This is a genomic window from Streptomyces glomeratus (assembly GCF_021462825.1).
GTDB lineage: Bacteria > Actinomycetota > Actinomycetes > Streptomycetales > Streptomycetaceae > Streptomyces > Streptomyces glomeratus.
In genome coordinates, this window is record NZ_JAKEEB010000013.1 from 12326 (window position 1) to 38138 (window position 25813).

A 25813-nucleotide genomic window follows, 5' to 3' on the forward strand; every position below is an offset into this window, starting at 1 on the left:
GCACTCCTCGCACCGCGCTGACCGCAGCATGCGCCAGGTCCTATGTCAGCGTGGGCTTACGGGCGAGGATCTGGATCCCCCGGATCGCGGCCTGCCTGCCGATCCCGTTGAGCCAGGGCAGATGCAGCGGGTGGGTGAACGTCTTCGTGGCAGCGGCGGAATCCCAGTGGGAAACCCGGCTGGCGAGGCCGGACGTGGCGGGTGCCTCCCTGGGTGCATGGCTGAATCCCATCATGCCGCCACTGCGGTGGAAAATTACGTCGCCGGATTTCGGCAGGCGAGGGAAGAGCGCCCCTTGCGTCCGCGCCGTAACGCTCAGGACATGCCGAAGAATGTAGCGTGCTGCCCGGCCCCGATCGGGGACCCTGTCGCGAGGAGCCGGGAATGCTCAAGGGTTTCAAGAACTTCCTGATGCGCGGCGATGTCGTCGTCGTAGCCGTAGGTCTCATCGTCGCATTGGCCTTCAGTAACCTGGTCAAGGCATTCACCGATTTTGTGATCAACCCCATCATTGCGCGCGCTCAGGGCGGCAATTCAGTCGGATTGGGCTGGCAACTCGGCCAGGCGGGCAACAAGAGCACGTACCTTGATATCGGTTCTTTCATCTCGACGGTCATCTACTTCATCATCTTCATGGCCGTCGTCTACTTCCTCATCGTCGAACCGTACAAGCGCTATTCGGCGCGGCGCGGTGCGGTGGTCTTCGGGGACCCGGGGCCCGTCAAGACGTGCCCGGCCTGCCTGTCCGAGGACCTGCCGGCCGCTGCTGCCAAGTGCCGGCACTGCGGCACCGACCAGCCGCCGGTGGCCGGAACGCCACGCCCCTGATCGGACAGGGAGCCGCTGCCCCGTAGTGGGGCAGCGCGGGCTGGCCCCGCCGAGGTCGTCGGTCTGCGCTGGATGGACGTCGACCTGGAGCAGGGCACCGTCCGTGTCGAGGTCACCCGCACCCTGGTCGCCGGCAAGGTCATCGGGAGCCCTGACCTCCACTTGGGAGGATCAGGGCTCTGACCTGAATGGTGGCTGCCGTGCCGCCGGCATCGGGTGCGCCTCCCGGGCCGCCCATCGTCCCCACGTATGCCTGGACCAGGAAGGTTCCCCACATCAACGTCGCCCCCCCGGCAGGGATCATCCTCTGTGTGGTGATCGGGACCACCACCGTCCTACTGACGGTGGTGATCACGATTGCAGCCCTGCCGGACGGAGTGCTCGCCCAGTTGCTGATCTGACGAACCAGTGCGTCGAGACAGCGTTGACGTCACCCGCTGATGCCAGAGGCCCCTCGGGATAATCCCGAGGGGCCTCTTGATCTGTGCGCACTCGGCAGGATTCGTAAGGTGCCGTCACTTACGGCTGCGACGGCTGGTCCCGTCGGCCGGGGTCGTCACCGATGAGGATGACTGAGGTTGTCGTACCAGTGGTGGTCGTGCCAGTGCCGGCCGCCCCCGCCGCCTTTGGCCCTCACGGTGAAGCACTCGTTGCTGCCGTCCGCCGACACGGCGGCGTAGTTCGGGTTACCCGAGTACTCCGCGCGCCAGCAGTAGGTCCCTGCGACAGTCGGCCGGAACGGCGGGGACGTCGCGGTGGCGGTGGTCGGCGACGTGGCGGTCAGCGGCCGTGGGCCGTCCACCGCGGTGCCGCCGCTCGTGCAGCTCGTCGCCGGCGGACCGCAGACGAAGAAGGTCACCGTCGCACCGGACGCCGCAGGGTTGCCTTCCTGGGCGTTCCCGGTCACCGTCGCGCGGTCGACGACCGTGCTGCCGACTCGGAGCCTGGTCCTGGAGGGTCTGGTGACGACGTTCGGCGCGGACGTGTAGCTGATGGTCACCGAGGGAGTACCGGTGGGGTTGGCGACCGTGGAGACGTTGCTGGCGCTTGCGAAGGCGAAGCTCGAGCCGCCGCCCCCGCCGGCACCGGCGTTGGTCCCCGTAGCGCCGCCGCCCCCACCCCAAAAACCGGCGCCGCCTCCGCCGCCACCGGCCCCGAACGGGTAGCTGCCACCGCTGCCACCGGCACCCGGTGTTCCGCCCCCACCGTTGGATTGGGGACCGGCTGAGCCCCCGCCGCCCGTCCCTCCGGACGTGCACGTTCCACCCGTGCCCGGCCCGGCACCGGCGGCCCCGGTGCCATCAGTGCCGGGATTGCAGTAGGCGAGCCCGACCCCACCGGCGCCACCGCTCAGGGAGAGGGCGCCTCCACCACCACCCCCGCCGCCTGCACCCACCAGCCAGCGCGGGTCCGCCGAATCACCGGTCAGCATGCAGCCGGACGAGGTCGCCGAGCACGTGCGGAGGTCGGACTCGCCGCCGCCCGCCCCACCGTGGGTGGTACCACCGGGGCCACCGCCCACTCCGACCTCGACGTACAGCGTGCTGCCGGGGGTGACCGGGACGTCGGCCGTCACCTGCGCGCCCGCGCCTCCGGCGCCGCTCGAGGTGGTACCGGCCGCACCGTCGGCGACCACATGGATGCTGGTCACTCCGGAGGGCACGGTGAACGTGTCTTCACCGGTGGTGGTGTACGTACAGGTGGGCGGCGGCCCGCTACTGAAGACCCCGTTGGTCCCGCACGGACTCTGTGCGGACGCCTCCTGCCCCGTCATCCCCACGACACCGAGCGCCAGACCCACGGCAAGCGCCGCGGCCGGCGCCCGGCCGCGCAGGCCGAATACCCTCGCCCCACCACCGTACTTGTGATGCATCGAACCTCCCGAGGGACACGGCCACCTATAGCCGCGTTTCTGACATACCGTCAGTAAACCAAGGGAGGATTATTGTCCCCACGCGGCGCGCTGACCGGTGCAGTCATGCGGCCGAGCCGGTGCCTCGGGGCACACGGGACACGACAATCTTCATGGGGCCCCTGCCGTCCGATGGTCAGAAAAGTCAGAGGCCCTGTGGATCCTCCACAGCGCCTCATCAGCCAGCGAGTCGGAGCCGGACACCGAGGAGTGATCAGCGTTTCCGTCCGCGTTGATGTCAGAGGCCCCCTGGGATGATCCCAGGGGGCCTCTGAACTGTGCGCACTCGGCAGGATTCGAACCTGCAACCTTCTGATCCGTAGTCAGATGCTCTATCCGTTAAGCTACGAGTGCTTGTTTTCTGTTTTCCGTCCCCGCTCCCGGCCCTTCCGGCCCGCTCGCGGCGACAGGAAGAACATTACATGACTGCCGCCGCCATGTGAAATCCATTAGGCACACCCCTTGTGACCTGCGGAAACGTCGCGCGAGGGGGTCGGAGGCGATGGGTGGGCGACCGGGTCGGGACGGGCCCGGCAACGCCGAAGCCCCGGTCGCGGAGGACCGGGGCTTCGGGATCAGGTGCGGAGGCGGAGGGATTTGAACCCTCGATGGGCTTTAAGGCCCAAACCGCATTAGCAGTGCGGCGCCATAGACCGGACTAGGCGACGCCTCCAGCACAACCGTCCGCGCGAGCGCGAAGGTGCGTGCAGATGATGACACAGCCGAGCGGTGTGTCACCAATCGACCCCCACGGTACTAGGGAGGACGGCCGCAGGGCAAAGCACATGGCCGCCGATCCGGGACCCGCATGTCGCCACCGCGGTCACCCCCGCCACTCGGGTCACATACGCAACCGTCCCGCTTGGCCACCGTTAGTCATCGCATGACCCAGTTCACCTCGCGCGCCGTGCTCCTCGGGGCCGCGGCCCTGCTCGCCGGCGTCACGGCCCCCACCCCGGCGGACGCCCACGGGACACTGCCCCTGCCCCGCGGCGACCAGCTCGTCGTCACCGTCCGGCACACCGGGCGCGCCGACGGGATGTACCTGCTGCGCTGCCACCCCTCGCGCGGCAGCCACCCGAACCCCGCCATCGCGTGCGCCATGCTCGACCGGCGGACCATCTGGGGCCGCGACCCCTTCGCCCCGGTACCCCCGCGGGCCCTGTGCACGATGCAGTACGGCGGCCCGGCCACCGCGCACATCTCCGGGACCTGGGCCGGACGACCGGTCGACGCGCAGTACGACCGCCGCGACGGCTGTCAGGTGGCCCGCTGGGACAGCCTCGTGCCCCTGCTGCCGGACGTGCGTACGCCGCAACGGCACCACGGGACCGCAGCCGGCGCGGGGGCGCGTCCGAGCTGATATCGGGGGTTCTGCCCGGCGACCTGCGCGGTCACAGCTTCTGCGTCACTTCCGCGTGCGACCTCCCTCTCATCCGGCGCCGCCCGCCGGGCCACTGCCCGTAGACTCCCTCGCGTGACACGCTGCGGGCCGGTTGGCAAGATGGCCCTCGCGGTCGGCAAGGTGCGGTAACAGGGAGGAAGCGTCTCGTGAGCAGCAGGCCATCCCGAGGCGCTGCTCGCCTCGCTGCCATACTGGACGCGCTTCCCGACGCATTGGTGCTGGTCAACGCCAACGGAACGGTCGTCAACGCCAACACCATCGCCCTGGAGGCCTTCGAAGCGCCCGGTACCGCCCTGGTGGGGCGGGGGCTCCTCGACCTGCTTCCGCAGTTCGACTCGCGGCTGATCCCCGGGTCCATGCGGCGGCCCGACTCCATCGACCCGCTCGGACGCACCAAGCCGACGCGGATGATCGCGCGGCGCACCGACGGGAGCGAGTTCCCCGTCGAGGTCACGAGCGCCAACCTGGAGGACGGCCGCCAGGCCTACGACGGCTACGGCTACACCGGCGACGAACTGCTCATGCTCGTCGTCCGCGATCTTTCCGGCACGGTCGACACCGAGGCCGAACTCGCCCGCTCCCAGCGGCAGACCGAGATGATCCTGCGGGCCGCGGCCGAAGGCGTGGTCGGCACGGACACCGACGGGCGGATCGTGCTCGTCAACCCCGCCGCCGCCCAGATCCTCGGCTACCGGGCCAGCGACCTGGGCGGCAAAGAGCTGCACACCCTCGTTCTGCACTCGCGCGAGGACGGCTCCCCCTTCCCGTACACGGAGTCGCCGCTGCACGACACCCTGCGCTCGGGGCGCAAGCACCGGGTGCGCGGGCAGGTGCTGTGGTCCAAGCCCGGGCAGAAGGTGCCGGTCGACCTGACGACCTCGCCGGTGCGCGACGGCGACCAGATCGTCGGCGCCGTGATGACGTTCACCGACCGGCGCCCGTTCGACGCGCTCGTCGCGGAGAAGGAGGCGGCCGACGAGCAGCACCGGCAGGAGCTGGAGCGGACCGCGAAGGAGCACGAGGAGGAGCTGGAGCGGCTTCGTGAGGAGCACGCCGCCGAGCTCGCCGGACTGCGCGAGCGGCACGCGGAGGAGATCGCGGCCGGCGAGGAGCGCTATGCCGCGCTCGGCGAGCGCGAGAAGGACCGCTACGAGGCCCTGACCGCCCGGCACGATCAACTGCTCGCCGTGCTCGGCCAGTCGCTGCGCGGGCCCCTCGACGAACTGCGCGGTGAGCTGTCCAAGCTCGCCGCGGACGACGCCGGACAGCTGTGGCCCGAGGCCAACCAGGTGCTCCACCACCTGGCGGCCGGCTACTCGCGGATCACCACGCTCGTCGACAACGTCCTCGGTTACCAGCGGCTGGACGCGGGAGAGGACGAGCTCGTACGGACCACCGTCATGCTCGACGAGGTCGTCGCCGCGGGTGTCGACGGCGCCGTCGAACTGATCGGGCCCGGACGCGTGCAGTTCGCCGTGCACGCCCCGCCCATCGAGGCCGAGGTCGATCCGCAGCGGCTCGCCGAGGCGCTCGCGCACCTCGTCGCGGACGTGGCGGGCGTCGACGCCACGGGCAACGCGCCGGTCTCGGCGGGCGGTTACCTGGACAACACCGTCGTCGTGGCGGCCGCGCAGCGCGGCGAGGTCGTACGGATCGAGGTGCGTGGCCCGTACGCCGGGGGAGACCCGGTGCACCAGCCGATCGTCGCCGGAATCGTGCGCGCACACGGCGGTGTGCTGCAGACGCACGAGGTGCCGGGGATGAGCGGCAGCGCGTATGTGCTCGAGGTGCCGCTCGGCGGCGGCGCCGGGGCGGTCGCGGCGCCCCCGGTGAGGACACCCGCGGAGGACTCCGCCGGCGGGCCCGCGCAGATCGCCCCGCCGGAGCAGCCCGCGCAGCAGAGCGGCGGACGTCGGCGGGCCCGCCGGTCGTCCGTGGACGCGTTCCTGGAGAGCGAGGTGGGCGCCGGGTCCGCCCCGTCCTCCGAGCAGGCCGCGGTGGAGCCCACCGGGCGGCGCAGGCGGCGCCCGGCGCAGGAGCCGGCCGCCGAGGCGCCGGTTGCGGCGCAGGCGGCCGAGGGCGAGGACGCCATGGAGACCGCCGCGTCCGGCGGCACGGGACGACGGCGCGGGCGGCCGAGCCCCGCCGAGGGCAGTGCCGAGGGTGTGGCCGAGGGCTCGGTCGTGACCGCGGCGGAGCATGCCGCCGGGGCCCCGGCGGCGGCCACCGGACTGGGTGCGGCCGTACCGCCGCAGGGAGTGCCCGTCCCCACGGGCCGGCGCGCCCGCCGGGACGCCGAACCGCAGGCGCTGCCGCCCGCGCTGCCGACGGCCGCCGATGCACCCTCCCCCCAGGACTCCGGTGTCGCCGAGACACCGACCGGACGCCGTCGGCGTGCTCTGGCCGCCGCGAACGAGCAGGCCGCCGCCGCGGATTCCGGTGCCCGGACCGTGTTCGCGCTGCCGCCCGCCGAGGCGGACCGCGCGCCGGGGCAGTCCGCTCCCGTTTCCGGCCCCGCTGCCGTGCCCGGCCCGGCTCCCGTTCCCGGCCCGGGGGACGAGAGCCGCCATGACGCGGTGGCGCACGACCCGGCCGACGACCACACTCCGCCGCAGCCGCACCCGGTGGCCGCGCCCACGGGCCGCCGCCGCGCCCGGACGACCGCCACACCCGGGCACCAGCCGGACGGAGCCGGCGCAACCGGAACCACGCCTGCCCAGGGTGCGCCCGGCCCGATGCCCGCCGCGCCCGGCGTGTCCGCAACCGTGGCGTCCGCGCAGGGGGCTCCCGGGCAGATGATCCCGGCGGTGCCCGCACAGGGCGTGCCCGCTCCGGGAGGCCCGCAGCCCGTCCCGGCACAGGGCCTGCCCGCACCCGCGGCACCCTCGCCCACCGTGCCCCCGCAGGGGGTTCCGGCTCCCGCCGCCGTTCAGTCCGTCCCCGGGCAGCCCCCCGCGGCTCCGCGGCCCGCGGCGCAGTCGCAGCCCGGCCCGCAGCCGATGGTGCCCGCTCAGAGCACGCCCGCGGGCGGTGTCCCCGGGATGCCTCTGCCGCAGGCCACGCCGTCGGCGGGCACACCGCTGCCTCCGGAGCGCGCCGCCCAGCCGGGAGCCTCCCGGCCCGGTACCCGGCAGCCGCGGACCGCCCAGCCGCTTCCGGCCGAGTCCGCCGCTCCCGAGGACCCCAACTCGACACAGGGGCGGGCGATCAGCGTGCGAACCCTCGGGCAGGGCGTGCCGTTCGCGCGTCAGGCCGCGGCCCAGCCAACGGCCCAGCCCCGCCCCCAGTCCGCCACGCCTCCCCCGCACTCGCCGAACGGTGCGGGTCGCCGCCGCAAGCTCGGAACGCCTCCGGAGCCCGCGGGCGAGCGCCAGGACACTGCGGTGCGCCCGCATCCCCAGTCCCCGTCGGCTCCGCTGCCGGCGCAGCCCTCACTGGCCGGGCAGTCCCGCCTGGCCGGAGCCAGCGAGGGCGCCGGACGGTCGTACGCCATAGGGGCTCCGGACATGAACGCCGACGAGGGCCCCGAGCCGCTCGACGGGCCCGGCGGCGCCGTGGAGGTCGCCGACCAGCCTCTGTCACGGCCGATGGACGACGAACTGCCCCCGGAGCCGCTCGACAACCCGCGCCGGCTGCTCGTGTGGCCCGCGCCGGACGTGACGACCCAGCAGGCGCTCAGCGACCGCGGCTACCGGCCCGTCATCGTCAACTCCCGTGAGGAGGTCGACGCGCAGATCGCCGCCTTCCCGGCCGCCCTCTTCGTCGACCCGCTCACCGGACCGATCACCCGGACCGCGCTCCAGTCCCTGCGCCAGGCGGCGGTGACCGCCGAGGTTCCCGTACTGGTCACGGCGGGGCTCGGGCAGGCGACCCGGGAGGCGGCGTACGGAGCCGACCCGGCCGTACTCCTGAAGGCACTGGCTCCGCGGGACTCCGAGCAGCACCCGCCGCGCGTGCTGCTCATCGAGGAGCACGCGGAGATCGCGCTGGCCCTCACGGCGACCCTCGAGCGGCGTGGCATGCAGGTCGCGCGGGCCGCGTCGGACGCGGACGCGGTGACGCTGGCGGCGCAGATGCGGCCGAACCTGGTGGTGATGGACCTGATGCAGGTGCACCGCCGGCAGGCCGGAGTGGTCGACTGGCTGCGCGCGAACAACCTGCTCAACCGCACCCCGCTCGTCGTCTACACCGCTGCCGTGGATCAGGCCGAGCTGCCTCGGCTGGTCTCGGGGGAGACGGTGCTGTTTCTCGCGGAGCGCTCCACGAGCCCCGAGGTGCAGGAGCGGATCGTGGATCTGCTGTCGCGGGTCGGCACCAACTGAGTTCGCCGAAGGGGACTTACCGGTTCATACGTCGTGTGGGGCGCTGTTTCACGTGAAACAGCGCCCCACTCCCTGTGCTCAAGGTGCCTCTGCCGGCAGCCCTAGATGAGCGTGATCTCCAGCTCACCCGCCGCGTACTGCCGGCGCAGCAGCTTCTTGTCGAACTTGCCGACACTTGTCTTGGGCACCGACGGCAGAATGGTCCAGCGTTCCGGGAGCTGCCACTTGGCGATCCTCGCCTCCTCGGCCAGGAAGGACCGGAGGGTGGGGAAGTCCGCCGTGGAGCCCTCCTGGAGCACGACGATCGCCAGCGGACGCTCACCCCACTTCTCGTCGGGCACGGCCACGACCGTCGCCTCGGTGACCTCCGGGTGGGACATCAGCGCGTTCTCCAGGTCGACGGACGAGATCCACTCGCCGCCGGACTTGATGACGTCCTTGGCGCGGTCGGTGAGGGTGAGGAAACCGTCGGGACTGATGGTGCCGACATCCCCGGTCTTGAGCCAGCCGTCCTCGCTGAACTTGTCGTCCGGGCACAGGGGCTCGGCATCGGGGCCGTTGTAGTACGCCCCCGCGATCCACGGTCCGCGTACCTCAAGCTCACCCGCGGACTCACCGTCCCAGGGCAGCCGTTCCCCGCCGGGACCGGTGAGGCGGGCCTCCACACCGGCCGGGAAGCGCCCCTGGGTGAGCCGGTAGGCGAACTCCTGGTCCGTGCCCACCGCATGGGCGGGCGGGCGGGCAACCGTGCCGAGCGGGGAGGTCTCGGTCATGCCCCAGGCATGACAGACACGCATCCCGAGCTTGTCGAAGGCGGCCATGAGCGAGGGCGGACACGCCGAACCGCCGACGGTGACGTTGCCGAGGGACGTGACGTCCCGGGGCCGTGCGGTCAGCTCGGCGAGCAGACCCTGCCAGATGGTGGGGACGGCGGCGGCGTACGTCGGCCGCTGCTTCTCGATCATCTCGGCGAGCGGGCCGGGCTGAAGGAAGCGGTCCGGCATGAGCAGATGAACACCGGTCATGAAGGTGGCGTGCGGCAGGCCCCAGGCGTTGACGTGGAACTGCGGGACCACGACGAGCGCGGTGTCCTCGTCGGTCAGGCCCAGCGACTGCGCCATGTTGCACTGCATGGAGTGCAGGTAGACGGACCGGTGGGAGTACAGGACGCCCTTGGGGTCGCCGGTGGTGCCGGAGGTGTAGCACATGGCGGCGGCCTGGCGTTCGTCCAGCTCCGGCCAGTCGTAGGCGGTCGGCTTGCCGGCGAGGAGGTCCTCGTACTCGTGGACCTGCGCGGAGACGCCCTCGAGCAGCGAACGGTCACCCGGGCCGGACACGACCACGTGCTCGACCGTCTTCAGATGCGGCATCAGCGGGGCGAGCAGCGGCAGCAGGGAGCCGTTGACGATGACGACCCGGTCGGCGGCGTGGTTGGCGATCCACACCAACTGCTCGGCGGGAAGGCGGAGGTTGAGGGTGTGCAGGACGGCCCCCATGGAGGGGATCGCGAAGTACGCCTCGACATGCTCGGCGTTGTTCCACATGAGGGTGGCGACCCGGTCGTCGTCCCGGACGCCGATGTCCTCCCGCAGCGCGTGCGCCAACTGGGCGGCGCGGGCGCCGATTTCGGCATAGGAGCGGCGGTGCGGTTCGCCCTCGCCGGTCCAGGTGATCACCTGAGACGATCCGTGGACCGTCGACCCATGGGTGAGAATCCTCGAGATCAGCAGCGGTACGTCCTGCATCGTGCTCTGCACGGCGTCCTCCCGGGGCGACATTGCCTACGCGGTGGTAGGGGGTTGCGCTGATTCTGCGCACATACCGCTTGGTATGTCACTACTCCCCGGAATGATCGATCAGTGTCCGGGACGTGACGTCCAACGCACCGGCTCCAGTTCGGGGTCCTCGCGGAGCTTGCCCAGAGCCCTGGACACCGCGGACTTCACCGTGCCGACGGAGACGCCGAGCACCTCCGCCGTCTGGGCCTCGCTCAGGTCCTCGTAGTACCGCAGGACCACCATCGCCCGCTGACGTGCGGGAAGTTTCATGATCGCCCGCCACATGGCGTCATGCAGGGCCTGCTCCTCGGCCGGGTCCGCGGCGGCCGTCCGCTCCGGCTCGGGCAGTTCGTCGCAGACGAACTCGTCGACCTTGCGCTTGCGCCACTGCGAGGTCCGCGTGTTCAGCAGCGCCCGGCGCACATACCCGTCGAGCGCGCGGTGGTCCTCGATCCGGTCCCATGCGACGTAGGTCTTCGCCAGGGCGGTCTGCAGCAGGTCCTCCGCGTCGCTCGGATTCGCGGTCAGCGACCGGGCGGTGCGCAGCAGTACCGGCTGGCGTTCCCGGACGTACGACGAGAACGACGGATAGGGAAGGGTCTGCCTCGCTGATGCAGCGGCGTTCGGAGCGCTGGTGCAGACGGGTGTGGTCATGGCTCCACGCTAGGTTCGCCGCCTCGTGCGACGGATCGGCCGGAGGTCCCGAAGCCGTCTCCCCCTCAGGTTGTATGAGGGGGGCGTCCCTACCTCCTGAAGGTGGACGAGCCGGTCCGCCCGCGTGAGGGTTCATCCCCTGAGAGACGAGTACCGGGGCAGGGGGGAGCGGGGTAACGGGCCGCTGAGGGCAGGGGAGAGGGGTACGGCGCCGCTGAGGGCAGGGGGCCGGGTCATCCGTCCGCTGTCAGGATCAGGCCGGAGGTGGGGACCCCGGTTCCCGCGGTGACCAGGGTGCGGGTGGCGCCGGGTATCTGGTTCGCCGCGGTGCCGCGCAGTTGGCGTACGGCCTCCGCGATGCCGTTCATCCCGTGCAGATACGCCTCCCCGAGCTGTCCTCCGTGGGTGTTGAGCGGCAGAGTCCGGGCGGCCACGAACTCCGCCGCCGCGCCCGGCGCGCAGAACCCGAACTCCTCCAGCTGCATCAGCACGAAGGGCGTGAAGTGGTCGTAGAGGATGCCCACGTGGATGTCCTCCGGTCCCATGCCCGATGTCCGCCACAGCTGACGGGCCACCACGCCCATCTCCGGCAGCCCGGTCAGGTCGTCCCGGTAATAGCTCGTCATCTGTTCCTGGGCGCGGCCCGCACCCTGGGCCGCGGCAGCGATGACCGCGGGCGGGTGCGGCAGGTCACGGGCCCGCTCCAGGGAGGTGACCACCAGCGCCTGGCCGCCGTCCGTCTCCTGGCAGCAGTCGAGCAGCCGCAGCGGCTCCACGATCCAGCGTGAGGCCGCGTGGTCGGCGAGTGTGATGGGCCGGCCGTGGAAGTACGCCGCCGGGTTCGTCGCCGCGTACCCGCGGTCCACCACGGCCACCTGGCCGAACGCATCGGGCGTCAGCCCGTGGGTGAAGAGGTACCGCTGGGCCGCCATGGCCACCCAGGACGCGGGGGTGAGCAGCCCGAACGGCAGCGACCAGCCCAGTGCCGCCCCCTCCGCGGAAGGCTCCCGGTGCTGCACCCCGGAGCCGAAGCGGCGCCCGGAGCGTTCGTTGAACGCTCGGTAGCAGACCACCACCTCGGCCACCCCCGCCGCCACCGCGAGCGCGGCCTGCTGGACCGTCGCGCACGCCGCCCCGCCGCCGTAGTGGATCCGGGAGAAGAAGGACAGTTCGCCGATCCCGGCCGCCTGGGCCACGGTGATCTCGGGGCTGGTGTCCATCGTGAACGTGACCATGCCGTCGACGTCCGCGGGCGTGAGCCCCGCGTCGTCCAGCGCGGCCCGCACCGCCTCCACCGCCAGCCGCAGCTCACTGCGGCCGGAGTCCTTGGAGAACTCGGTGGCCCCGATCCCGACGACCGCCGCCCGTCCGCCGAGGGCGTCCCTCGTACGCACGCTCATCCGGGCCTCCGCACCGGGAGGTTGGCGCTGTCCAAGCCGGTGCCCGTGACCGTGTCCGTGCCGGTGCCGGTGCCGGTGCCCATGTCCGTGTCCGTGCCGGTGCCCGTGATGGTGTCCGTGTCCGTGCCCTCGTCCGTGCCGGGGAGGACGACGGTGACCGTGCCGGTGACGTGCCGGCCGATGCCGTTCTCCCCGACCACCCGCACCGTGACGGTGTCCCCGTCGACCTCCTCGACGGTGCCGGTCAGCACCATGGTGTCCCCCGGATGGTTGGGCGCGCCGAGCCGTATGGCGACCCTGCGCAGGACCGCGTACGGGCCGAAGTGGTCCGTGACATACCGTCCGACCAGGCCGTTCGTGGTCAGGATGTTCATGAAGATGTCGGGGGAGCCCTTCCGGCGGGCCAGCTCCGCGTCGTGGTGCACATCCTGGTAGTCACGGGAGGCGATCGCGGCGGCCACGATCAGCGTGCATGTGATCTCGATCCGGAGCGGTGGCAGCCGCGTCCCCGCCACTGCTGCCGCACACGGGATGACCACCGGTGTACGCGGGGTGTCCATGTCAGCCCCCGTTCCCGTCCTGGGCCCGGAACACCGGAAGCTCCAGCTCGTCGTCGTACCGCGCGAATTCCAGACGCACGGGCATGCCGATCCACACCTTGTCGTACGGCACCCCGATCACGTTGCCGACCATCCGCACGCCCTCCGCCAGCTCGATCAGGCCGACCGCGTAGGGAGGGGAGAAGGCCGGGAAGGGCGGATGATGCACGACCACGTGCGAGAAGACCGTCCCGGCGCCGCTCGCCTCGACCGTGTCCCACTCCGGGCACCCGCACGCGTTGCACCCCGGCAGCCAGGGGAATCGCAGGGTGCCGCAGCCGGTGCACCGCTGGATCAGCAGCCGGTGCCGGGCCACGCCCTCCCAGAACCCGGCGTTGTCCCGGTTGATCACCGGGCGGGGCCTTCGGCCGCCGGGCCTGGCACGCGCGGGCGCGTACTTGAGGATGCGGAACCGGTGGGTCCCCACCGGCTCCCCGTCCACACGCAGGTCCATCCGCGTCGTCACGAAGTACCCCGTGCCGAGTTTCGTCCGCTTCCGGTCCGAGACCGACTCGATCACCGCATCGAAGGTGACCTCGTCACCGGGCCGCAGCGGGCGCAGATACTCCTGCTCGCAGTCCGTGGCGACGACCGAGGTGCAGCCGGCCTGGTCGAGCAGTCCGAGCAGTTCGTCGTACGCCTCCGCACGCCCTGCGTGCCCGGAGAGACCGCCCATCGTCCACGCCTGGAGCATGGTGGGCGGGGCGATGGCGTCCGGGCCGGTGTACGCGGGGTTGGTGTCACCCATCGCCTCGCACCAGTGCCGGATCATGGGCGCGTTGACCCGGTCCTTGCCGACACCGGCGACGGCGGCCGGCCGCCCCTCGTACGCCTTCAGCCGCGCGGCGAACGCACCCTCGACCGCGTCGCTCATCGGCTTCCCCTCTCCCGGAGCAAGACTTTCTGACTGTCCGTCAGCTCATGGAAGCTGTCAAGGGAACCGCCCGCACGCACGCGTGAGCGCCGGAAAACGTCCGCGCGGCGGCACCGAAGCACCGCCGCGCGGACGTGTGATGACCCCGGAAAGCACCCAGACGCACATCAGGGCCGACGACGGCGCGTCGGCCCGTCGCTCACCACAGCCGGGTGAAGTGGATGAGCACGGTCTGGCTCCGCTGGTTGATGGCGGTGAACGCGGAGCGGTTCACCTGGGCCGTGTTGCTCTGGTTCGAGGCACCGGTGCCGACCGCCTGCTGCTGCGTGGTGGACGAGTTGCCGTTGTTGTCGCGGCCGACGCCGCTGCCGGTGATACTCGCCGCCGCCGCGTTCGATCCGTCGTCCGCGAAGGCGCCGTCGTCCGCCGAGGCGACGCCCGTGAAGAGGGCGGACGCGAGAGGCAGGGCCGCGACGGCGGCGAGAACGCGGGCGGTACGGATGCTTGCCATGTGTTTCCTCCAGAACCCTGTACGCGCCGGCCAGGTCGCCGGCGTGTACGTGAAGTACGGCTTGTACCAAGGCAGTTGGCCGACCGCCTCGGACGGTGCACGACGTCGCGACTCCAGAGTTGCCCACCGCATCACCGGCGAATCGCCCCGGAAGCCGCGATTCGCCCGCAAGCGTGAGGAGCAGTCGATAAACCCCTTTCGCGACACCTCCTCGCGCGCGCCCCGGACGTCGGCCGTCCGAGGCCGCAGGATCCGGTACGCGCCATGGAGAGAGGAGCCGCAGAAGCCGCGGAAGCCAGCCGGGCGAAGCCCGCCCGGAGCCCGTCCCCTCTTCCCTTTTTCGAACGTGTGTACGAAAATGGACCCATGGCCACCACCGACCGGCAGGCCACCACCCTGGCCCTGGCACACGCCCTGTCCGCCGCGGAGCGCGGGCTCGCGGTGATCCCGCTGTCCCGGACGAAACTGCCGGCCCTGCGCTCCCCCCACCGCGACGACCTCGATCCGACGGCCCCCGTGTGCCATGGCGAGTGCGGCCGATTCGGCCACGGGGTGTACGACGCCACGACCGACCCCCGCCGCATCCGCGCACTGTTCGCCGCCGCGCCCTGGGCCACCGGCTACGGCATCGCCTGCGGCCTGCATCCCCACCACCTGATCGGTATCGACCTCGACACCAAGTCCGGCACCGACTCCTCGGCCGCCCTGCGCGAACTGGCGTTGCGCCATCTGTTCACCATCCCGGAGACGGTTGTCGTACTGACCCCGAGCGGCGGCCGCCATCTGTGGCTGAGCGGGCCGCCGGACGTCGTCGTCCCCAACTCGGCGAGCCGTCTGGCCCCGGGCATCGACGTCCGGGGAGCCGGCGGCTACCTGGTCGGCCCCGGCTCACGCACCGAGCACGGGGCGTACGGCATCGCGCCGGACACCGCACACCTGGCGCCCGCGCCGTGCCCGCCCGCTCTGCTGCACCTGCTCACGCCCCCGCCCCGGACCCCCCACACGGCGCCCTCGTCGACCGGGCGGCACGGCCAGGGCCTGGTCCAGTTCGTCCTCGCGGCGCACGAGGGCCAGCGCAACACCCGCCTCTTCTGGGCCGCCTGCCGGGCCTACGAGAACGGCATCGGACCCGACCTCGCCCCCGCCCTGGTCGACGCGGCGATCCGCACGGGCCTCACCCGGCGCGAGGCTTGCTCGACGGTCGCCTCGGCGGCACGGATGACGGGGCGGCCGGCCTGACACGCCCCCGCACGGGGATCCGGCGGCACCCGGGGCCCAGGTGAGTTCCCTTTCAACCTTTAGGGTGCGTCAGCGCTCTGAAGAGGGGTGACAGGGCAGGGCCCCTCGACAGGGCCCGGAAAGGAGAGCAGATGCCGGAGAACGGCCGGGGCTCCAGCGCGCCACGGGAATCCCAGGCGCCCGAGAGCTTCGAGGCCTTCGCACAGGCGAGCCAGAGACGGCTGTACCGGACCGCGTACCTGCTGTGCGGCGACCCGGACATGGCCCGGGATCTGACGCAGACCACGCTGGCCAAGCTGTTTCAGCACTGGCGGCGGGCCAGTGCCGCCGACCATATGGAGGCCTACGCCAGAACCGTGCTCACCCGCACCTATCTGGCCGAGCGACGGCGTCGGCTGCGGGACCTGATGGCGCACTCCCGCCCCGATCCCCGGCCCGCGCCCGACCACACCGATCTGCGCGTGACGCTGCTGTCGGCACTGGCCGGGCTGCCGCCCAGAGCGCGGGCGATGGTCGTGCTGCGGTACTGGGAGGACCAGAGCGTCGAGTCCGTCGCCGAGCTTTTGAAGTGCAGCCCCTCCACGGTCAAGAGCCAGTGCTCACGGTCCCTTGCGAAGCTGCGCGTCCAACTCGGCGAGGCCCACACCTACACCACGGGGAGCTGAGGAACCGCATGGAAGACAACATGCCTCGAGACGACCACCGCAGCGCCCTGCTGGTCACGGATGCCATGGAACGAACCGTGGAGGAGCTGCCGCCGTTGCAGGACCTGGTGCCCGCGGCGGTCGCCCAGGGCCGACGCCGCAGGACGCGTGCCCGTCTCGCGCTCGCGGCCGGAATCGCCTGTGTGGCCGGGGCCGTGGTGTGCGGCTCCCTGGCGCTCGCCGTCGGGAACGACGCCCGTACGACGGTCCGTCCCGCCACGAGCGGCACACCCTCGGCGAGCGCGTCGCCCGACCGTGTCCAGGAGCCCGAGCCGTACCGGACACCGGTCCACATCGCCCCCACGAGCGACGGCGAACGGGCCACGGCCCACCTGCCCGCCGCCGAACGGAAACGGCGGGCGGAGTTCCAGCAACGGGCCGCCGTCCTTCTCGACAAGCTGCTGCCGGACGCCGTCGGCCTGATCCGGCCGGTCGACCTGGAGGTGTGGCGCTACCAGGCCGAGACGGCGGACGGCACCGTGTTCCCCGTCATCTTCTCCGTACGGCCCTCCGGCGGCGGCTCCGGTCTGAAGTCCTGCCCGGCGGATCCCGGCGCTCTCAAGGGCGGAAGTTGTGAGCAGGCGACTCTGCCGGGCGGTATCAAGGCCATCTCGCTCCGCGTGTTCGCCGACTCGGCCGAGACCATGGCCACCGAGGTCCATTTCCCGTACGGGCACAGTGACGTCACGCTCATGGTCAATCCCGCCCAGGGCGCCAGGGCCTCCGCTCCGGTCACCGGCAAGGAGCTGCTGGCGGCTGCCGCTGACCCACGCTTCCTCGAGCTGGTACGCCACGCCGACGCGCACCCGATGGAGAAGAGGCAGACCTCCGTCGAGGGCGGATGAGGTGCCCTAGTCCTCGAGGGTCCGCCTTCTGCCCTTGTCCCTGCCGGAACGCCTGACCAGCTCACCGGCGAGGAGGGTTGCGGTCGCCACGGCGCGCACCCACCGAGGGCCGCCGCGCGCCGCCCACACCACGGCGCCGCACCCGGCCACCGTGAGCACCAGCACCACGCCGAGCAGCACCACCATCGGATTCCCCCTTCCCGGGAACGCGGGAGGGGTGCCCCTCCCCCGAGGCGCACCCCTCCCGAGACGCACACCTCGAGCGATCTTGTCATCAATGGCGGCTCCGCCCGTGCGCAGCAGAAGCGCCGCGATAGGGCTACCGGCACTCGGGTCGACTGACTGACATGCGTGTACGCCGTGCGCGGTGCAGCGCTACCGCCGGCCGGCACCGAATTCGGTCCGTGCAGCGTCCCGCTCAGCGCGATGAAAGTCCCGCACGCATCGCCTCCGTACCACTCGGGAAAGAGTCCCCAACGTGATTGACGCGGCAGTCCAAGTCGCTGCTGATGTCGGTCACGGCGCGCGCCGCCCAGGAGCTCACCGCCGCCCTCCACTCAGGTGGGGCCGCCTCCCTGGATGGTGATCATCCCGACACCCTCGCCATCTCCTACGCCCTAGCCACGTCCCTGGCCCATCTCGGGGAATACGCCGAGTCCCGCCGGATGCACGAGGACACCCTCGAACGCCGCCGCCGCACCCTGGGCGAGGACCACCCCGACACCCTCCACTCCTCCAACAACCTCGCCACCACGCTCTACAACCTTCGGCAGCTCCCAGCGGCGGTGTCGCTACTCAAGGACACCCGCACCCGAGTCCGCCGCGTCCTGGGCGACGATCACCCTGTCACCCAGGACATCACCGAGAACCTTGTCGGGGCACTCATCGCCGCAGGCAAGCTGCACGAGGCCCACAAGCTGTTCGCATCCCGCAGAACAGGGCAACGCCGACCGCGACCGAAGCGCCGCTGAGAGCGGCTATCCCTGCCGAAGAACGGTGGCTCGCGCCACGACGGTCTTCAAGACGTTTCGCCGATCACGGCCGTTGACCGCCGCGCCGCAGGCCAGACGCGTGCAGGCACCCCCGCCGAGCCGTCGTCATCGTCGTCGTGCCCGCTTCATGCCGCAGAGGGAACAGAACGGGCACGATGGGACCGATGATCACCCGCGCTGCGGCGGCCCCGCCGACGGCGGGGGTGGACGGCGAGACCACCGGTCCATGTCCCCAAGCTTGTCAGCACCCGAGGCGGCAGCAGCGTAGTCAGGAACGGCCGGCCCCCGACAGCGGATTTCGTCAGGTATCAAATCCCGTCCAACCGTTCGTCCGCAGCCACGGCGGCTTGTAGGCCGACAACAGCTGTACCCCCTGGACGGCGACACCCACGGGTGAACGCCCCCGCGCGCCGCCCAGCACCGCACCACCACAGTTGGAAAGCGTGGACGTTGTCCGCGTAACGCTGCGAGTGCGGTACTGGCAGCCGAGCCGAGTGGAGAGCACGGGGGAGCCACACCGCACCGCTGGTGTGGCACGATCGCCGCGTGGACTGGGTGACCCTCGTTGGTACGGTGCTAGGAGCTGTTCTCGGTGTCGGGGCAACGCTGACCGGCGAGCACCTGCGCTGGCGACGAACCGTCAGAGACAGCAGACTGCAAGACCGCCGGGCCCTGTACGTGGACTGTCTGGTCACTCTGCGCCGGGCGCACGAGGCCATGCGGTTGGCCGCGGACGAGAACCACGCGGACCAGCAGACGCGGGCCGCCAGGGTCCGTCAGGCGTTCCAGGCGTCGGGCTGTGATGAGGCACGAGAACGGCTCGTCCTCACGGCAACCGACGATGTGGCAGCCGCCATAGACGCTTCGTACCACTCGCTACGTCGGGTTCGCGAGGCGCTCGCGGCCGGATGCACACTGGAGTCTGAGGAGTATCACGCCGCCAGGCAGGTTCACGGAGATGCGACCCGCGCGGCCCGTGTGGTGCTCCGCCAGGACCTCGCCGGCCTGGAGCCCTGACCGGCCGCTCCCGCGCCCAGATCGGCCAGGAGTGCGGCGTGGGCGAGAACGTGGTCCGCCGGGCGCAGGAGTTGCTGGTCTCCCAGGGCGTGTTGGAGGGCCGTGCCGGTTCGGGCACGTACGTCGCCGAGCCCCGGCAGCGGGTGCGGGTCCGTTCCTCGGCGCGCGAGCAGCCCGACGGATCTCCGTTCCGCTCCGCCATGAAGGCCGCGGGCAGGCAGGAGGATTGGGAAAGCCGGACCGATGCCAAGGTCCCGGCGCCGACGGAGATCGCGGCCCGGCTCGGCGTCGTCGAGGACGATCTGTGCGTCCGCACGACCTACGAGTTCCTGGCCGACGGCAGGCCGGTGCAGCTGTCGACGAGCTGGGAGCCGTACGACCTCACCGCCGGCACTCTCGTCGTCCTTCCCGAGAGAGGGCCGCATGCCGGGACAGGCGTCGTTAACCGCATGGCGGAGATCGGCGTCACGGTCAGCCACGCCGTGGAACATCCGGAGCCGAGGCAGGCGACAGCCGAGGAGGCGTCACTCCTGGGAATCCAGAAGGCCGCGCTGGTCACGCACATCCGGCGGACGTACTACAGCGACCAGGGGCGACCCGTGGAGACGCGGACATCATGGTGCCGCCGCTCACTGCGAGATCGTCCTCGAGATTCCGATCAACCGGTAGCCGACGGCGTCAGCCGTCCCGTGGATCTCCTCAAGCCGCGTTCAGGCTGTGCCCCGCGCGTGCCCCTTGCCTGCCCGATCGAGCGGGAGAGCAGGGGGAGACACGGTGCCGAGCAGGCTCGGTACAACGCAACGACCCCTGACCGAATCGCCTGGTCAAGGGCCATTCACCTGCGCGGTGGGTGTGGGATTTGAACCCACGGTGGCTCGCGCCACGACGGTTTTCAAGAGCGTCAAAGGGGCAGTGCATACGCCCTAGTCAGGGCCTGTTCTAAGAATCCTCCGGCGCTTCCTGGCCCACACATGGCCCATAGGCGGCCCTATTGACTTCTCTAGCTCGACTTCTTCAGGAGCAAGTAGCTAATCCAGCCTGTCCCACTGGACGCGGAACCGCGCACAGTGGGACAGGCTCGCTCGTACCTCAGGCCGTACCGTACTCCTGGGTGCCAGCGTCGTGACAGGCGGTGAGCATGCCTGCGCCGGTGTTGACGAAGCCGTCACCCACGCTGCCGCAAGCCTGGACAGTTACGTCCGCACCCTCGGGGATGTTCCATGGGTGCTCCGTGTCCGTGGTGCCGCACCCGGAAATATTGCGAATCGTCCGGAAGTTCCACCCATATCCGGATTTGTACCATGACAGCTGAGCCCAGACAGTGTCACCGTCGCATTTGCTGTCGTGAATTTTGAATTCGTCGCCATCGGCCACGAAGTATGCATAGCCGTCACCGTTGAACGCATACGACTTGGGCGAGTTCGTGCCTGCGCTGGCGGATGTCGCGGTTCCGATCACCATGCATGCTGCCGCGGCGGCGACAGCCGCAAAGCGGCGCGAGGATATTTGCTTCATCTCGGCAACCCTTTCCGATCTGGAGGGAATCAAGTAAAGGCTGCGCAATAAGCACCGAAATCGGCGTATTGCGCAGCACGCGAGCTGTGCGCGTACGCTCTCACATGGAATCCACCATGATCAAGTGCGATGCCCGTGACAGTCAGGAGACGAAGGCGTTGTGAAGTTCGACTGAGGCGCGCCTCCGACGACGAGCCACTGCCGGCGGAACATCGGATACCGCTGAGAGTCATCTGTGGTCGGTGTGGTCCCGGATCGTGCCTGGTTTCTGGCTTGTGTGGGTGAACGCAGGCGGGTTGGGGGTGGGGGGTTCTAGGCTCGGAGGTTCAGTGCGGTGGCTGGTCTCGGGGGATGGGGATGGGCGGCGTTGAGGTGCCTGGCCGGGCGTGGTTCGTCAGTCATGCGGGGGCGGATCGGGCCTGGGCGGAGTGGGCGGCGTGGCAGTTGGTCGATGCCGGTTTCCAGGTGGAGTTGGACTACTGGGACTGGGGTGCGGGTGACAACTTCGTCCTGAAGATGAACGCCGCTTTGGAAGCGGGGCGGTTTCTGGCGTTGTTCTCCCCGGCCTACTTCGAGCCGGAGCGGTTCACCACGCCAGAGTGGACCGCCGTCGTGGCGATGAGGGAGAAGATCACTCCTGTCTGTGTGGCCGAGGTCGTCTCACCACCGATCCTGCGTCCCCTGCTGGCCCCGAAGTTGTTCGATTTGGGTGAGGAAGCCGCCCGGCGGGTGCTGCTGGAGGCGGTGAGCGGCCCGCGTCGGCCGACCGCTGCCCCGGCCTTCCCCGGGGCGTTACGGCAGCTGGGTGGCAGCGGGCCCCGCCTGCCCGGGTCGCTGCCGCGGGTGTGGAACCTGCCCGCCCGCAACGCCTCCTTCACCGGCCGCGACACCCTCCTCGTCCAGCTCCGCCAAACCTTGGCGGCCAACAGTCGCGTGGCCGTCCAGGCCCTGCACGGACGGGGCGGGGTGGGTAAGACGCAGCTCGCCGTCGAGTACGCGCACCGCTTCGCCGGTGAGTACGAACTGGCGTGGTGGATCGCCGCCGAGGATCCCGCCCTGATTCCTGATCAGCTGGCCCAGCTCGCCACCCGTATCGGCGCGGCGCCTGCCGGCGCACCCTCGGCCGACGCCGTGGAGGTGCTGTTGGGTGAGCTGCGCACCCGTTCTCGCTGGCTGCTGGTCTTCGACAACATCGAGGACCCCGCGGTCCTGACCGCCTATCTGCCGGGGGGTGGTGGCCACGTCCTGATCACCTCCCGCAGCCCGGACTGGCGCGCGCACGCCAGCCCGCTGAACGTCGACGTCTTCACCCGTGTCGAATCGATCGCCCTGCTGCACGCTCACGGCGCCGTCCTGGACGACACCGATGCCGACGAGCTCGCTCGGGCCCTGGATGACCTTCCGCTGGCCCTCGCCCAGGCTGCCGCCCTTCTCACCGATGGTCTGTCCGCTGCCGATCTGAGCGCGGAACTGGCCCGGAGCACGGCCGAGGTCCTGGCCGAGGGCTGCCCCGTCGGCTACCCCGTCTCCCTGGCCGCGCAGGTCCGCCTGACCACCAGCCGCCTGGAATCCGACCACCCCGGCGCAGCCGCCCTGATGTTCGCCCTGAGCCTGCTGGCTCCCGAACCCTTCCCCGTCACCACCTGCGTCGGCCACCTCCCCGATACCGCCTCCGCACCCCTGGCCGATGCCCTGGCCACCCGCCTGGCCGGCAGTACAGCGCTGCGTGCCATCACCCGGCACAGCCTGGCTCGGGTCCAGGACGGCACCCTTCAGCTGCACCGCCTCACCCAGAGGGTGCTGCGCGACCAGCTCACGCCCGACCAACGCCGGCAGGCGGGGCGGGATACCGAGGCCCTCCTGACCGCGGCCGCCCCGGGAGACGTCGGGCATCCCTCGACGTGGCCAGCCTGGCGAACGCTGCTGCCCCACCTCCTCGCGGTGGACCCGGCCCTCATCACCAGCGAGGCGGGACGGGATGTGGTCCGCAATGCCTGCTGGTACCTGCTGGACCGTGGCCAGGCCCGCACCGCCCGAGACCGCCTCCAGCAGCTGTACGACACCTGGTCCCCGCAACTCGGCCCGGACCACGAAGGCACCCTGTGGACCGCCTACTATCTCGCCTGCGCCTACACCGACACCCGGGACCATGCGCGGGCCCGCGCCCTGGACGCGGACACCCTCCAGCGCCGCCGCCGCCTCCTGGGCGAAGACCACCGCCACACCCTGATGACCGCCTCCAACCTGGCCATCCGGCTGGCAGCACTGGGGGAGACGGAGAAGGCCCGCGCCCTGGACGAGGACACCCTGACCCGGCAGCGGCGGGTTCTGGGCGAAGACCACCCCGACACCCTGATGACCGCCTCCAACCTGGCCAACCGACTGGCGGCGCTGGGACAGACCGAGGAGGCCCGCACCCTGGGCGAAGACACCCTGACCCGACGGCGGCGGGTACTGGGCGAAGACCACCCCGACACCCTGATCACCGCCTCCAACCTGGCTATCCAGCTCGCGGAACTGGGACAAACCGAAGAGGCCCGCGCCCTGGGCGAAGACACCCTGACCCGGCAGCGGCGGGTACTGGGCGAAGACCACCCCAACACCCTGGCCACCGCCTCCAACCTAGCCAACTGGCTGGCGGAACTGGGGCAGACGGAGGAGGCCCGCACCCTGGGTGATGACGCCCTGACCCGGCAGCGGTGGGTACTGGGCGAAGACCACCCCGACACCCTGACCACCGCCTCCAACCTGGCCAACCGACTGGCGGCGCTGGGACAGACCGAGGAGGCCCGCACCCTGGGCGAAGACACTCTGACCCGGCAGCGGAGGGTACTGGGCGAAGACCACCCCAACACCCTGACCACCGCCTACAACCTGGCCATCCAGCTCGCGGAACTCGGGCAGACCGAGGAGGCCCGCACCCTGGCTGAGGACACCCTGACCCGACAGCGGAGGGTACTGGGCGAAGACCACCCCAACACCCTGACCACCGTCAGGTTCTTGGAGCAGCTGGGTGCGGCGCGGGAGGACCCCGACACCGGGGAGTGACCAGTCAGCACACGCGAGAGTCGCAGTCAGCATCACTGCACACGCAAGCGTGATTCCGAGGGAGGAGACCCCCGAGGGGGATTTCACTCGTCACTGCTTGTACGGCCCCATCTGCTCTGGCGTCGCCACACACCGAAACCCGGTGTCGTCGTCATGCATCGTCTGGTCGGCATCGTTGGGCACGGCGGGAACCCCCCGGAAGAGGGGACTCGTGAAGGCACTGCCTCGGAGTTCATAGCGCCCGGGCGAGGTCGCAGTTGCAAGCCATTCCCACACGTTGCCCACCATGTCGTAGACACCATAAGGCGACACACCGCTGTGGTATCGAGAGACGGACGTCGTGCGCTCCACGCCGGTCTCTCTGACGTTGCACTTAGCGGCGGTCTTCTGATCCCCCATGGGAAGGTGCGGCCGGCGGTTCCACGCGCCGCCTTCTCCCACTGTTCGGCCCTCGGCAGGGACTTCCCCGCCCACATTGCGTACGCGTGCGCGTCTCGCCACGTCACGTGCACGACGGGGTGGTCGTACAGGCTGCGGGGGCATCGGCCGTTCTCCCAGTGCTCGGGCGCAGGGTGCCGGGTAGCCGCGCAGAACCGCGCATAGTCGGCATTGGTCGTCGGGAAGGTGTCGATATAGAACTCGTCCACCCACACGGGCTCGTCGTCCTCCCCCGACAGAAAGATGCCTTCCGGCACGTGCGCCATGAGCTTGCCGTCTCCGGGGTGCTTCACGTAGTCGCCGCTGCTCGTCTGGTTCTCGTCGGGCTCAATGATTGCGTGCCTGGGGATATCGTCCGTCGCAAGAATACCGACGAAACGGCCCTGAGCGTCCTGGTCGGCCTTGGCGAGCAGGGTGTCTAAAGCCGCTTGGTTTACCATGCGTGATGGAGGCTTTTTCGCCGTCAGCCTCCCATGGGGAGACGATGCGATCAGAAACCCCCAATTTCTCTGCGAATTCCATGAGGCTCATGCGTACGGCTTCACGTAGCGCCTTGACCTCACGTCCGGTCCATCTCGTAACCAGTGGCATGGGGCTACCTCTGTCGTGAGGAACCGCCACCAAAGGCGGCGGCACGCATCTACAGACGCTCGCCAGGAATTCCTGCGTAGGCGTCACGCAGTGCGGCGAGCACGGGGTGGTCCTGCGGGAACTTCACGTCGTCGAGCGCACTGACAGTACGAACACCGATCGATACATTCGTGGAATGCGGCGGCCATGTGGGACACGTCTGCGAGTCGTACTGGAGCGGTGATCTGCTTTGGAGCATCGAGGCCCTGGAGCAGCAGCATCGTCGTACCGGGGAGCACGGGGGCGTCCGGCCAGATCACTGTCCCCTCGTGATCGATGAAACCGAGGTTCCACGTGCCGCCCTCGGAGACATGGCCATCCGGCTCAACGAACACGGCATCATCGAATCCGGCGAACTGAGCGTCACGGCGAAGCTTCAGCTGCGGGTGAAGGCCGATGTGCTTCACCTCTGCGTTGTCGCGGGTGGAGGTGAAGGTCTTGGCGGTCAGCGGCGGCGGCGGCATCGCACGCGCGGGCCGCAGGTTCACCAGGATGTGCGGGTCGTTGGCGTCGCTGGGACGCCCCATGTCCAGCGCGGGATCGAAGACAGTGACACGGAGGCCAACGACGCCGGCTACGCCATCGGCTGCCTTCCGGATGTAGCTCAGCGTCCGCTCTCGGTCCAACTCGACACCGAAGACGATGCGGCAGTCCCGCAACAAACGGTCGAGATGGAGACCCTGCGGAGGTCGCGGCCCGTGCCGGCCACAGCATCGCCGTGCTCTACCGCTTCTACGCCAAGATCCTTAAGGGCGGTCAGCAGCACTCCAATCAACCTGATCGCCCGCGCGCTCGACGAGGAAGAGCGGCCCTGACGCTGGCCCACAGATGGCCCATACGCACTGGTCAGAGTTGAGATACGGGCGAGAAAGGGTGAGACAGTCTGCACGCGAAAGGGGTGCCCCGATGACCGGGGCACCCCTTCTGACCAGCACCTAAGCTGACCTGCAAGCGGTGGGTGTGGGATTTGAACCCACGGTGGCTCGCGCCACGACGGTTTTCAAGACCGTTCCCTTAGGCCGCTCGGGCAACCCACCCCGCGCCCACCGTGATCGCGGGCGCGGGACAAGAGTAACGGGTTGGCAGGGGCGCGCGGGGGTCG

Annotated in this window: 20 protein-coding genes, 3 tRNA genes and 3 pseudogenes; 10 read left to right on the top strand and 16 right to left on the bottom strand. The window is 70.4% G+C overall.

Features of this window, described 5'->3' with window-relative positions:
• Nucleotides 1–40: 40 nt before the first annotated feature.
• Nucleotides 41–235 carry a hypothetical protein gene (locus LZ604_RS17505; protein ID WP_234516159.1) on the bottom strand — a complete coding sequence of 65 codons (195 nt, stop codon included), beginning with the start codon at nt 233–235 and terminating at the stop codon, nt 41–43.
• Nucleotides 236–384: 149 nt separating this feature from the next.
• Here LZ604_RS17505 and LZ604_RS17510 point away from each other — a divergent pair, with 149 nt between their 5' ends.
• Nucleotides 385–828, top strand: a complete 444-nt coding sequence (locus LZ604_RS17510; RefSeq protein ID WP_234516162.1) for an MscL family protein — start codon at nt 385–387, stop codon at nt 826–828.
• Nucleotides 829–1384: 556 nt separating this feature from the next.
• On the opposite strand, the gene LZ604_RS35760 is transcribed toward LZ604_RS17510, so the two are convergent.
• The 3 genes from LZ604_RS35760 to LZ604_RS17525 form a co-directional block, all read right to left on the bottom strand.
• Nucleotides 1385–2701 carry a hypothetical protein gene (locus LZ604_RS35760; protein ID WP_267971501.1) on the bottom strand — a complete coding sequence of 439 codons (1317 nt, stop codon included), beginning with the start codon at nt 2699–2701 and terminating at the stop codon, nt 1385–1387.
• A gap of 320 nt (nt 2702–3021) precedes the next feature.
• A tRNA-Arg gene (locus tag LZ604_RS17520) sits at nt 3022–3094 on the bottom strand.
• Nucleotides 3095–3322: 228 nt separating this feature from the next.
• A tRNA-Ser gene (locus tag LZ604_RS17525) sits at nt 3323–3413 on the bottom strand.
• Between the two features lie 210 nt (nt 3414–3623).
• On the opposite strand from LZ604_RS17525, the gene LZ604_RS17530 reads away from it, so the two are divergent.
• Both LZ604_RS17530 and LZ604_RS17535 read left to right on the top strand, forming a co-directional pair.
• The gene (locus tag LZ604_RS17530) at nt 3624–4103 is read left to right on the top strand and encodes an SSI family serine proteinase inhibitor (RefSeq protein WP_234516164.1); all 480 of its coding nucleotides are present in this window, start codon (nt 3624–3626) and stop codon (nt 4101–4103) included.
• Nucleotides 4104–4291: 188 nt separating this feature from the next.
• Nucleotides 4292–8467 (top strand): PAS domain-containing protein, encoded by a 4176-nt coding sequence (locus LZ604_RS17535; protein WP_234516166.1) that lies wholly within the window; start codon nt 4292–4294, stop codon nt 8465–8467.
• A gap of 101 nt (nt 8468–8568) precedes the next feature.
• On the opposite strand, the gene LZ604_RS17540 is transcribed toward LZ604_RS17535, so the two are convergent.
• The 6 genes and pseudogenes from LZ604_RS17540 to LZ604_RS17565 form a co-directional block, all read right to left on the bottom strand.
• Entirely contained in the window at nt 8569–10245 is a 1677-nt protein-coding gene (locus tag LZ604_RS17540; RefSeq protein ID WP_234516168.1) for a long-chain fatty acid--CoA ligase, read from the bottom strand.
• 78 nt (nt 10246–10323) lie between these two features.
• The gene (locus LZ604_RS17545) at nt 10324–10899 is read right to left on the bottom strand and encodes a SigE family RNA polymerase sigma factor (protein ID WP_234516170.1); all 576 of its coding nucleotides are present in this window, start codon (nt 10897–10899) and stop codon (nt 10324–10326) included.
• Nucleotides 10900–11132: 233 nt separating this feature from the next.
• Nucleotides 11133–12299: a lipid-transfer protein gene (locus LZ604_RS17550; RefSeq protein ID WP_234516171.1), complete on the bottom strand. Its 1167-nt coding sequence runs from the start codon at nt 12297–12299 to the stop codon at nt 11133–11135.
• 140 nt (nt 12300–12439) lie between these two features.
• A pseudogene (locus tag LZ604_RS17555) lies at nt 12440–12859 on the bottom strand (hotdog family protein); the annotation flags it as partial.
• 1 nt (nt 12860) lies between these two features.
• Nucleotides 12861–13772 (bottom strand): bifunctional MaoC family dehydratase N-terminal/OB-fold nucleic acid binding domain-containing protein, encoded by a 912-nt coding sequence (locus LZ604_RS17560; RefSeq protein WP_234516173.1) that lies wholly within the window; start codon nt 13770–13772, stop codon nt 12861–12863.
• A gap of 199 nt (nt 13773–13971) precedes the next feature.
• Nucleotides 13972–14283, bottom strand: coding sequence for a hypothetical protein (locus tag LZ604_RS17565; protein ID WP_234516174.1), 312 nt, complete (start codon nt 14281–14283; stop codon nt 13972–13974).
• A gap of 366 nt (nt 14284–14649) precedes the next feature.
• On the opposite strand from LZ604_RS17565, the gene LZ604_RS17570 reads away from it, so the two are divergent.
• The 3 genes from LZ604_RS17570 (at nt 14650) to LZ604_RS17580 (ending at nt 17071) form a co-directional block, all read left to right on the top strand.
• Nucleotides 14650–15522: a bifunctional DNA primase/polymerase gene (locus LZ604_RS17570; protein ID WP_234516175.1), complete on the top strand. Its 873-nt coding sequence runs from the start codon at nt 14650–14652 to the stop codon at nt 15520–15522.
• 131 nt (nt 15523–15653) lie between these two features.
• A complete protein-coding gene (locus tag LZ604_RS17575) occupies nt 15654–16187 on the top strand; it encodes a SigE family RNA polymerase sigma factor (protein WP_234516177.1) in 534 nt (177 codons plus the stop codon).
• 8 nt (nt 16188–16195) lie between these two features.
• Nucleotides 16196–17071, top strand: coding sequence for a hypothetical protein (locus tag LZ604_RS17580; RefSeq protein ID WP_234516179.1), 876 nt, complete (start codon nt 16196–16198; stop codon nt 17069–17071).
• Nucleotides 17072–17077: 6 nt separating this feature from the next.
• Here LZ604_RS17580 and LZ604_RS17585 read toward each other — a convergent pair whose 3' ends face one another.
• Nucleotides 17078–17257: a hypothetical protein gene (locus LZ604_RS17585; RefSeq protein WP_234516180.1), complete on the bottom strand. Its 180-nt coding sequence runs from the start codon at nt 17255–17257 to the stop codon at nt 17078–17080.
• A 296-nt stretch (nt 17258–17553) separates the two neighbouring features.
• Here LZ604_RS17585 and LZ604_RS17590 point away from each other — a divergent pair, with 296 nt between their 5' ends.
• The 3 genes and pseudogenes from LZ604_RS17590 (at nt 17554) to LZ604_RS17600 (ending at nt 19749) form a co-directional block, all read left to right on the top strand.
• Entirely contained in the window at nt 17554–18042 is a 489-nt protein-coding gene (locus tag LZ604_RS17590; protein ID WP_234516182.1) for a tetratricopeptide repeat protein, read from the top strand.
• Between the two features lie 567 nt (nt 18043–18609).
• Nucleotides 18610–19080: a hypothetical protein gene (locus LZ604_RS17595; protein WP_234516183.1), complete on the top strand. Its 471-nt coding sequence runs from the start codon at nt 18610–18612 to the stop codon at nt 19078–19080.
• A pseudogene (locus tag LZ604_RS17600) lies at nt 19077–19749 on the top strand (GntR family transcriptional regulator). Before LZ604_RS17595 ends, LZ604_RS17600 begins: the two are co-directional and overlap by 4 nt.
• Before the next feature lie 420 nt (nt 19750–20169).
• On the opposite strand, the gene LZ604_RS17605 reads toward LZ604_RS17600, so the two are convergent.
• On the bottom strand, nt 20170–20595 hold the full coding sequence (locus LZ604_RS17605; protein WP_234516185.1) for a hypothetical protein: 426 nt from the start codon (nt 20593–20595) through the stop codon (nt 20170–20172).
• Nucleotides 20596–20952: 357 nt separating this feature from the next.
• On the opposite strand from LZ604_RS17605, the gene fxsT reads away from it, so the two are divergent.
• The gene (gene fxsT, locus LZ604_RS17610; protein WP_234516187.1) at nt 20953–23643 is read left to right on the top strand and encodes an FxSxx-COOH system tetratricopeptide repeat protein; all 2691 of its coding nucleotides are present in this window, start codon (nt 20953–20955) and stop codon (nt 23641–23643) included.
• A gap of 90 nt (nt 23644–23733) precedes the next feature.
• On the opposite strand, the gene LZ604_RS36700 is transcribed toward fxsT, so the two are convergent.
• The 4 genes and pseudogenes from LZ604_RS36700 to LZ604_RS17625 all read right to left on the bottom strand — a co-directional run bounded on the left by LZ604_RS36700 (nt 23734) and on the right by LZ604_RS17625 (nt 25748).
• Nucleotides 23734–24186: an SUMF1/EgtB/PvdO family nonheme iron enzyme gene (locus tag LZ604_RS36700; protein WP_505016492.1), complete on the bottom strand. Its 453-nt coding sequence runs from the start codon at nt 24184–24186 to the stop codon at nt 23734–23736.
• Nucleotides 24087–24521 (bottom strand): annotated as a pseudogene (locus LZ604_RS36705) (formylglycine-generating enzyme family protein); the annotation flags it as partial. The gene LZ604_RS36700 and the pseudogene LZ604_RS36705, both read right to left, overlap by 100 nt.
• Nucleotides 24522–24755: 234 nt before the next feature.
• The gene (locus LZ604_RS36065; RefSeq protein WP_372482153.1) at nt 24756–25373 is read right to left on the bottom strand and encodes an aminotransferase class IV; all 618 of its coding nucleotides are present in this window, start codon (nt 25371–25373) and stop codon (nt 24756–24758) included.
• Nucleotides 25374–25663: 290 nt separating this feature from the next.
• Nucleotides 25664–25748 (bottom strand) — tRNA-Ser (locus LZ604_RS17625).
• Between the last annotated feature and the right edge of the window lie 65 nt (nt 25749–25813).

What these genes read in the sequence shown, in the direction of transcription:
- LZ604_RS17505 (WP_234516159.1), bottom strand. Translation starts at nt 235, where the DNA reads ATGATGGGATTCAGCCATGCACCCAGGGAGGCACCCGCCACGTCCGGC.
- LZ604_RS17510 (WP_234516162.1), top strand. Translation starts at nt 385, where the DNA reads ATGCTCAAGGGTTTCAAGAACTTCCTGATGCGCGGCGATGTCGTCGTC.
- LZ604_RS35760 (WP_267971501.1), bottom strand. Translation starts at nt 2,701, where the DNA reads ATGCATCACAAGTACGGTGGTGGGGCGAGGGTATTCGGCCTGCGCGGC.
- LZ604_RS17530 (WP_234516164.1), top strand. Translation starts at nt 3,624, where the DNA reads ATGACCCAGTTCACCTCGCGCGCCGTGCTCCTCGGGGCCGCGGCCCTG.
- LZ604_RS17540 (WP_234516168.1), bottom strand. Translation starts at nt 10,245, where the DNA reads ATGTCGCCCCGGGAGGACGCCGTGCAGAGCACGATGCAGGACGTACCG.
- LZ604_RS17545 (WP_234516170.1), bottom strand. Translation starts at nt 10,899, where the DNA reads ATGACCACACCCGTCTGCACCAGCGCTCCGAACGCCGCTGCATCAGCG.
- LZ604_RS17550 (WP_234516171.1), bottom strand. Translation starts at nt 12,299, where the DNA reads ATGAGCGTGCGTACGAGGGACGCCCTCGGCGGACGGGCGGCGGTCGTC.
- LZ604_RS17560 (WP_234516173.1), bottom strand. Translation starts at nt 13,772, where the DNA reads ATGAGCGACGCGGTCGAGGGTGCGTTCGCCGCGCGGCTGAAGGCGTAC.
- LZ604_RS17565 (WP_234516174.1), bottom strand. Translation starts at nt 14,283, where the DNA reads ATGGCAAGCATCCGTACCGCCCGCGTTCTCGCCGCCGTCGCGGCCCTG.
- LZ604_RS17570 (WP_234516175.1), top strand. Translation starts at nt 14,650, where the DNA reads ATGGCCACCACCGACCGGCAGGCCACCACCCTGGCCCTGGCACACGCC.
- LZ604_RS17575 (WP_234516177.1), top strand. Translation starts at nt 15,654, where the DNA reads ATGCCGGAGAACGGCCGGGGCTCCAGCGCGCCACGGGAATCCCAGGCG.
- LZ604_RS17580 (WP_234516179.1), top strand. Translation starts at nt 16,196, where the DNA reads ATGGAAGACAACATGCCTCGAGACGACCACCGCAGCGCCCTGCTGGTC.
- LZ604_RS17585 (WP_234516180.1), bottom strand. Translation starts at nt 17,257, where the DNA reads ATGGTGGTGCTGCTCGGCGTGGTGCTGGTGCTCACGGTGGCCGGGTGC.
- LZ604_RS17605 (WP_234516185.1), bottom strand. Translation starts at nt 20,595, where the DNA reads ATGAAGCAAATATCCTCGCGCCGCTTTGCGGCTGTCGCCGCCGCGGCA.
- fxsT (WP_234516187.1), top strand. Translation starts at nt 20,953, where the DNA reads ATGGGCGGCGTTGAGGTGCCTGGCCGGGCGTGGTTCGTCAGTCATGCG.
- LZ604_RS36700 (WP_505016492.1), bottom strand. Translation starts at nt 24,186, where the DNA reads ATGCCCCCGCAGCCTGTACGACCACCCCGTCGTGCACGTGACGTGGCG.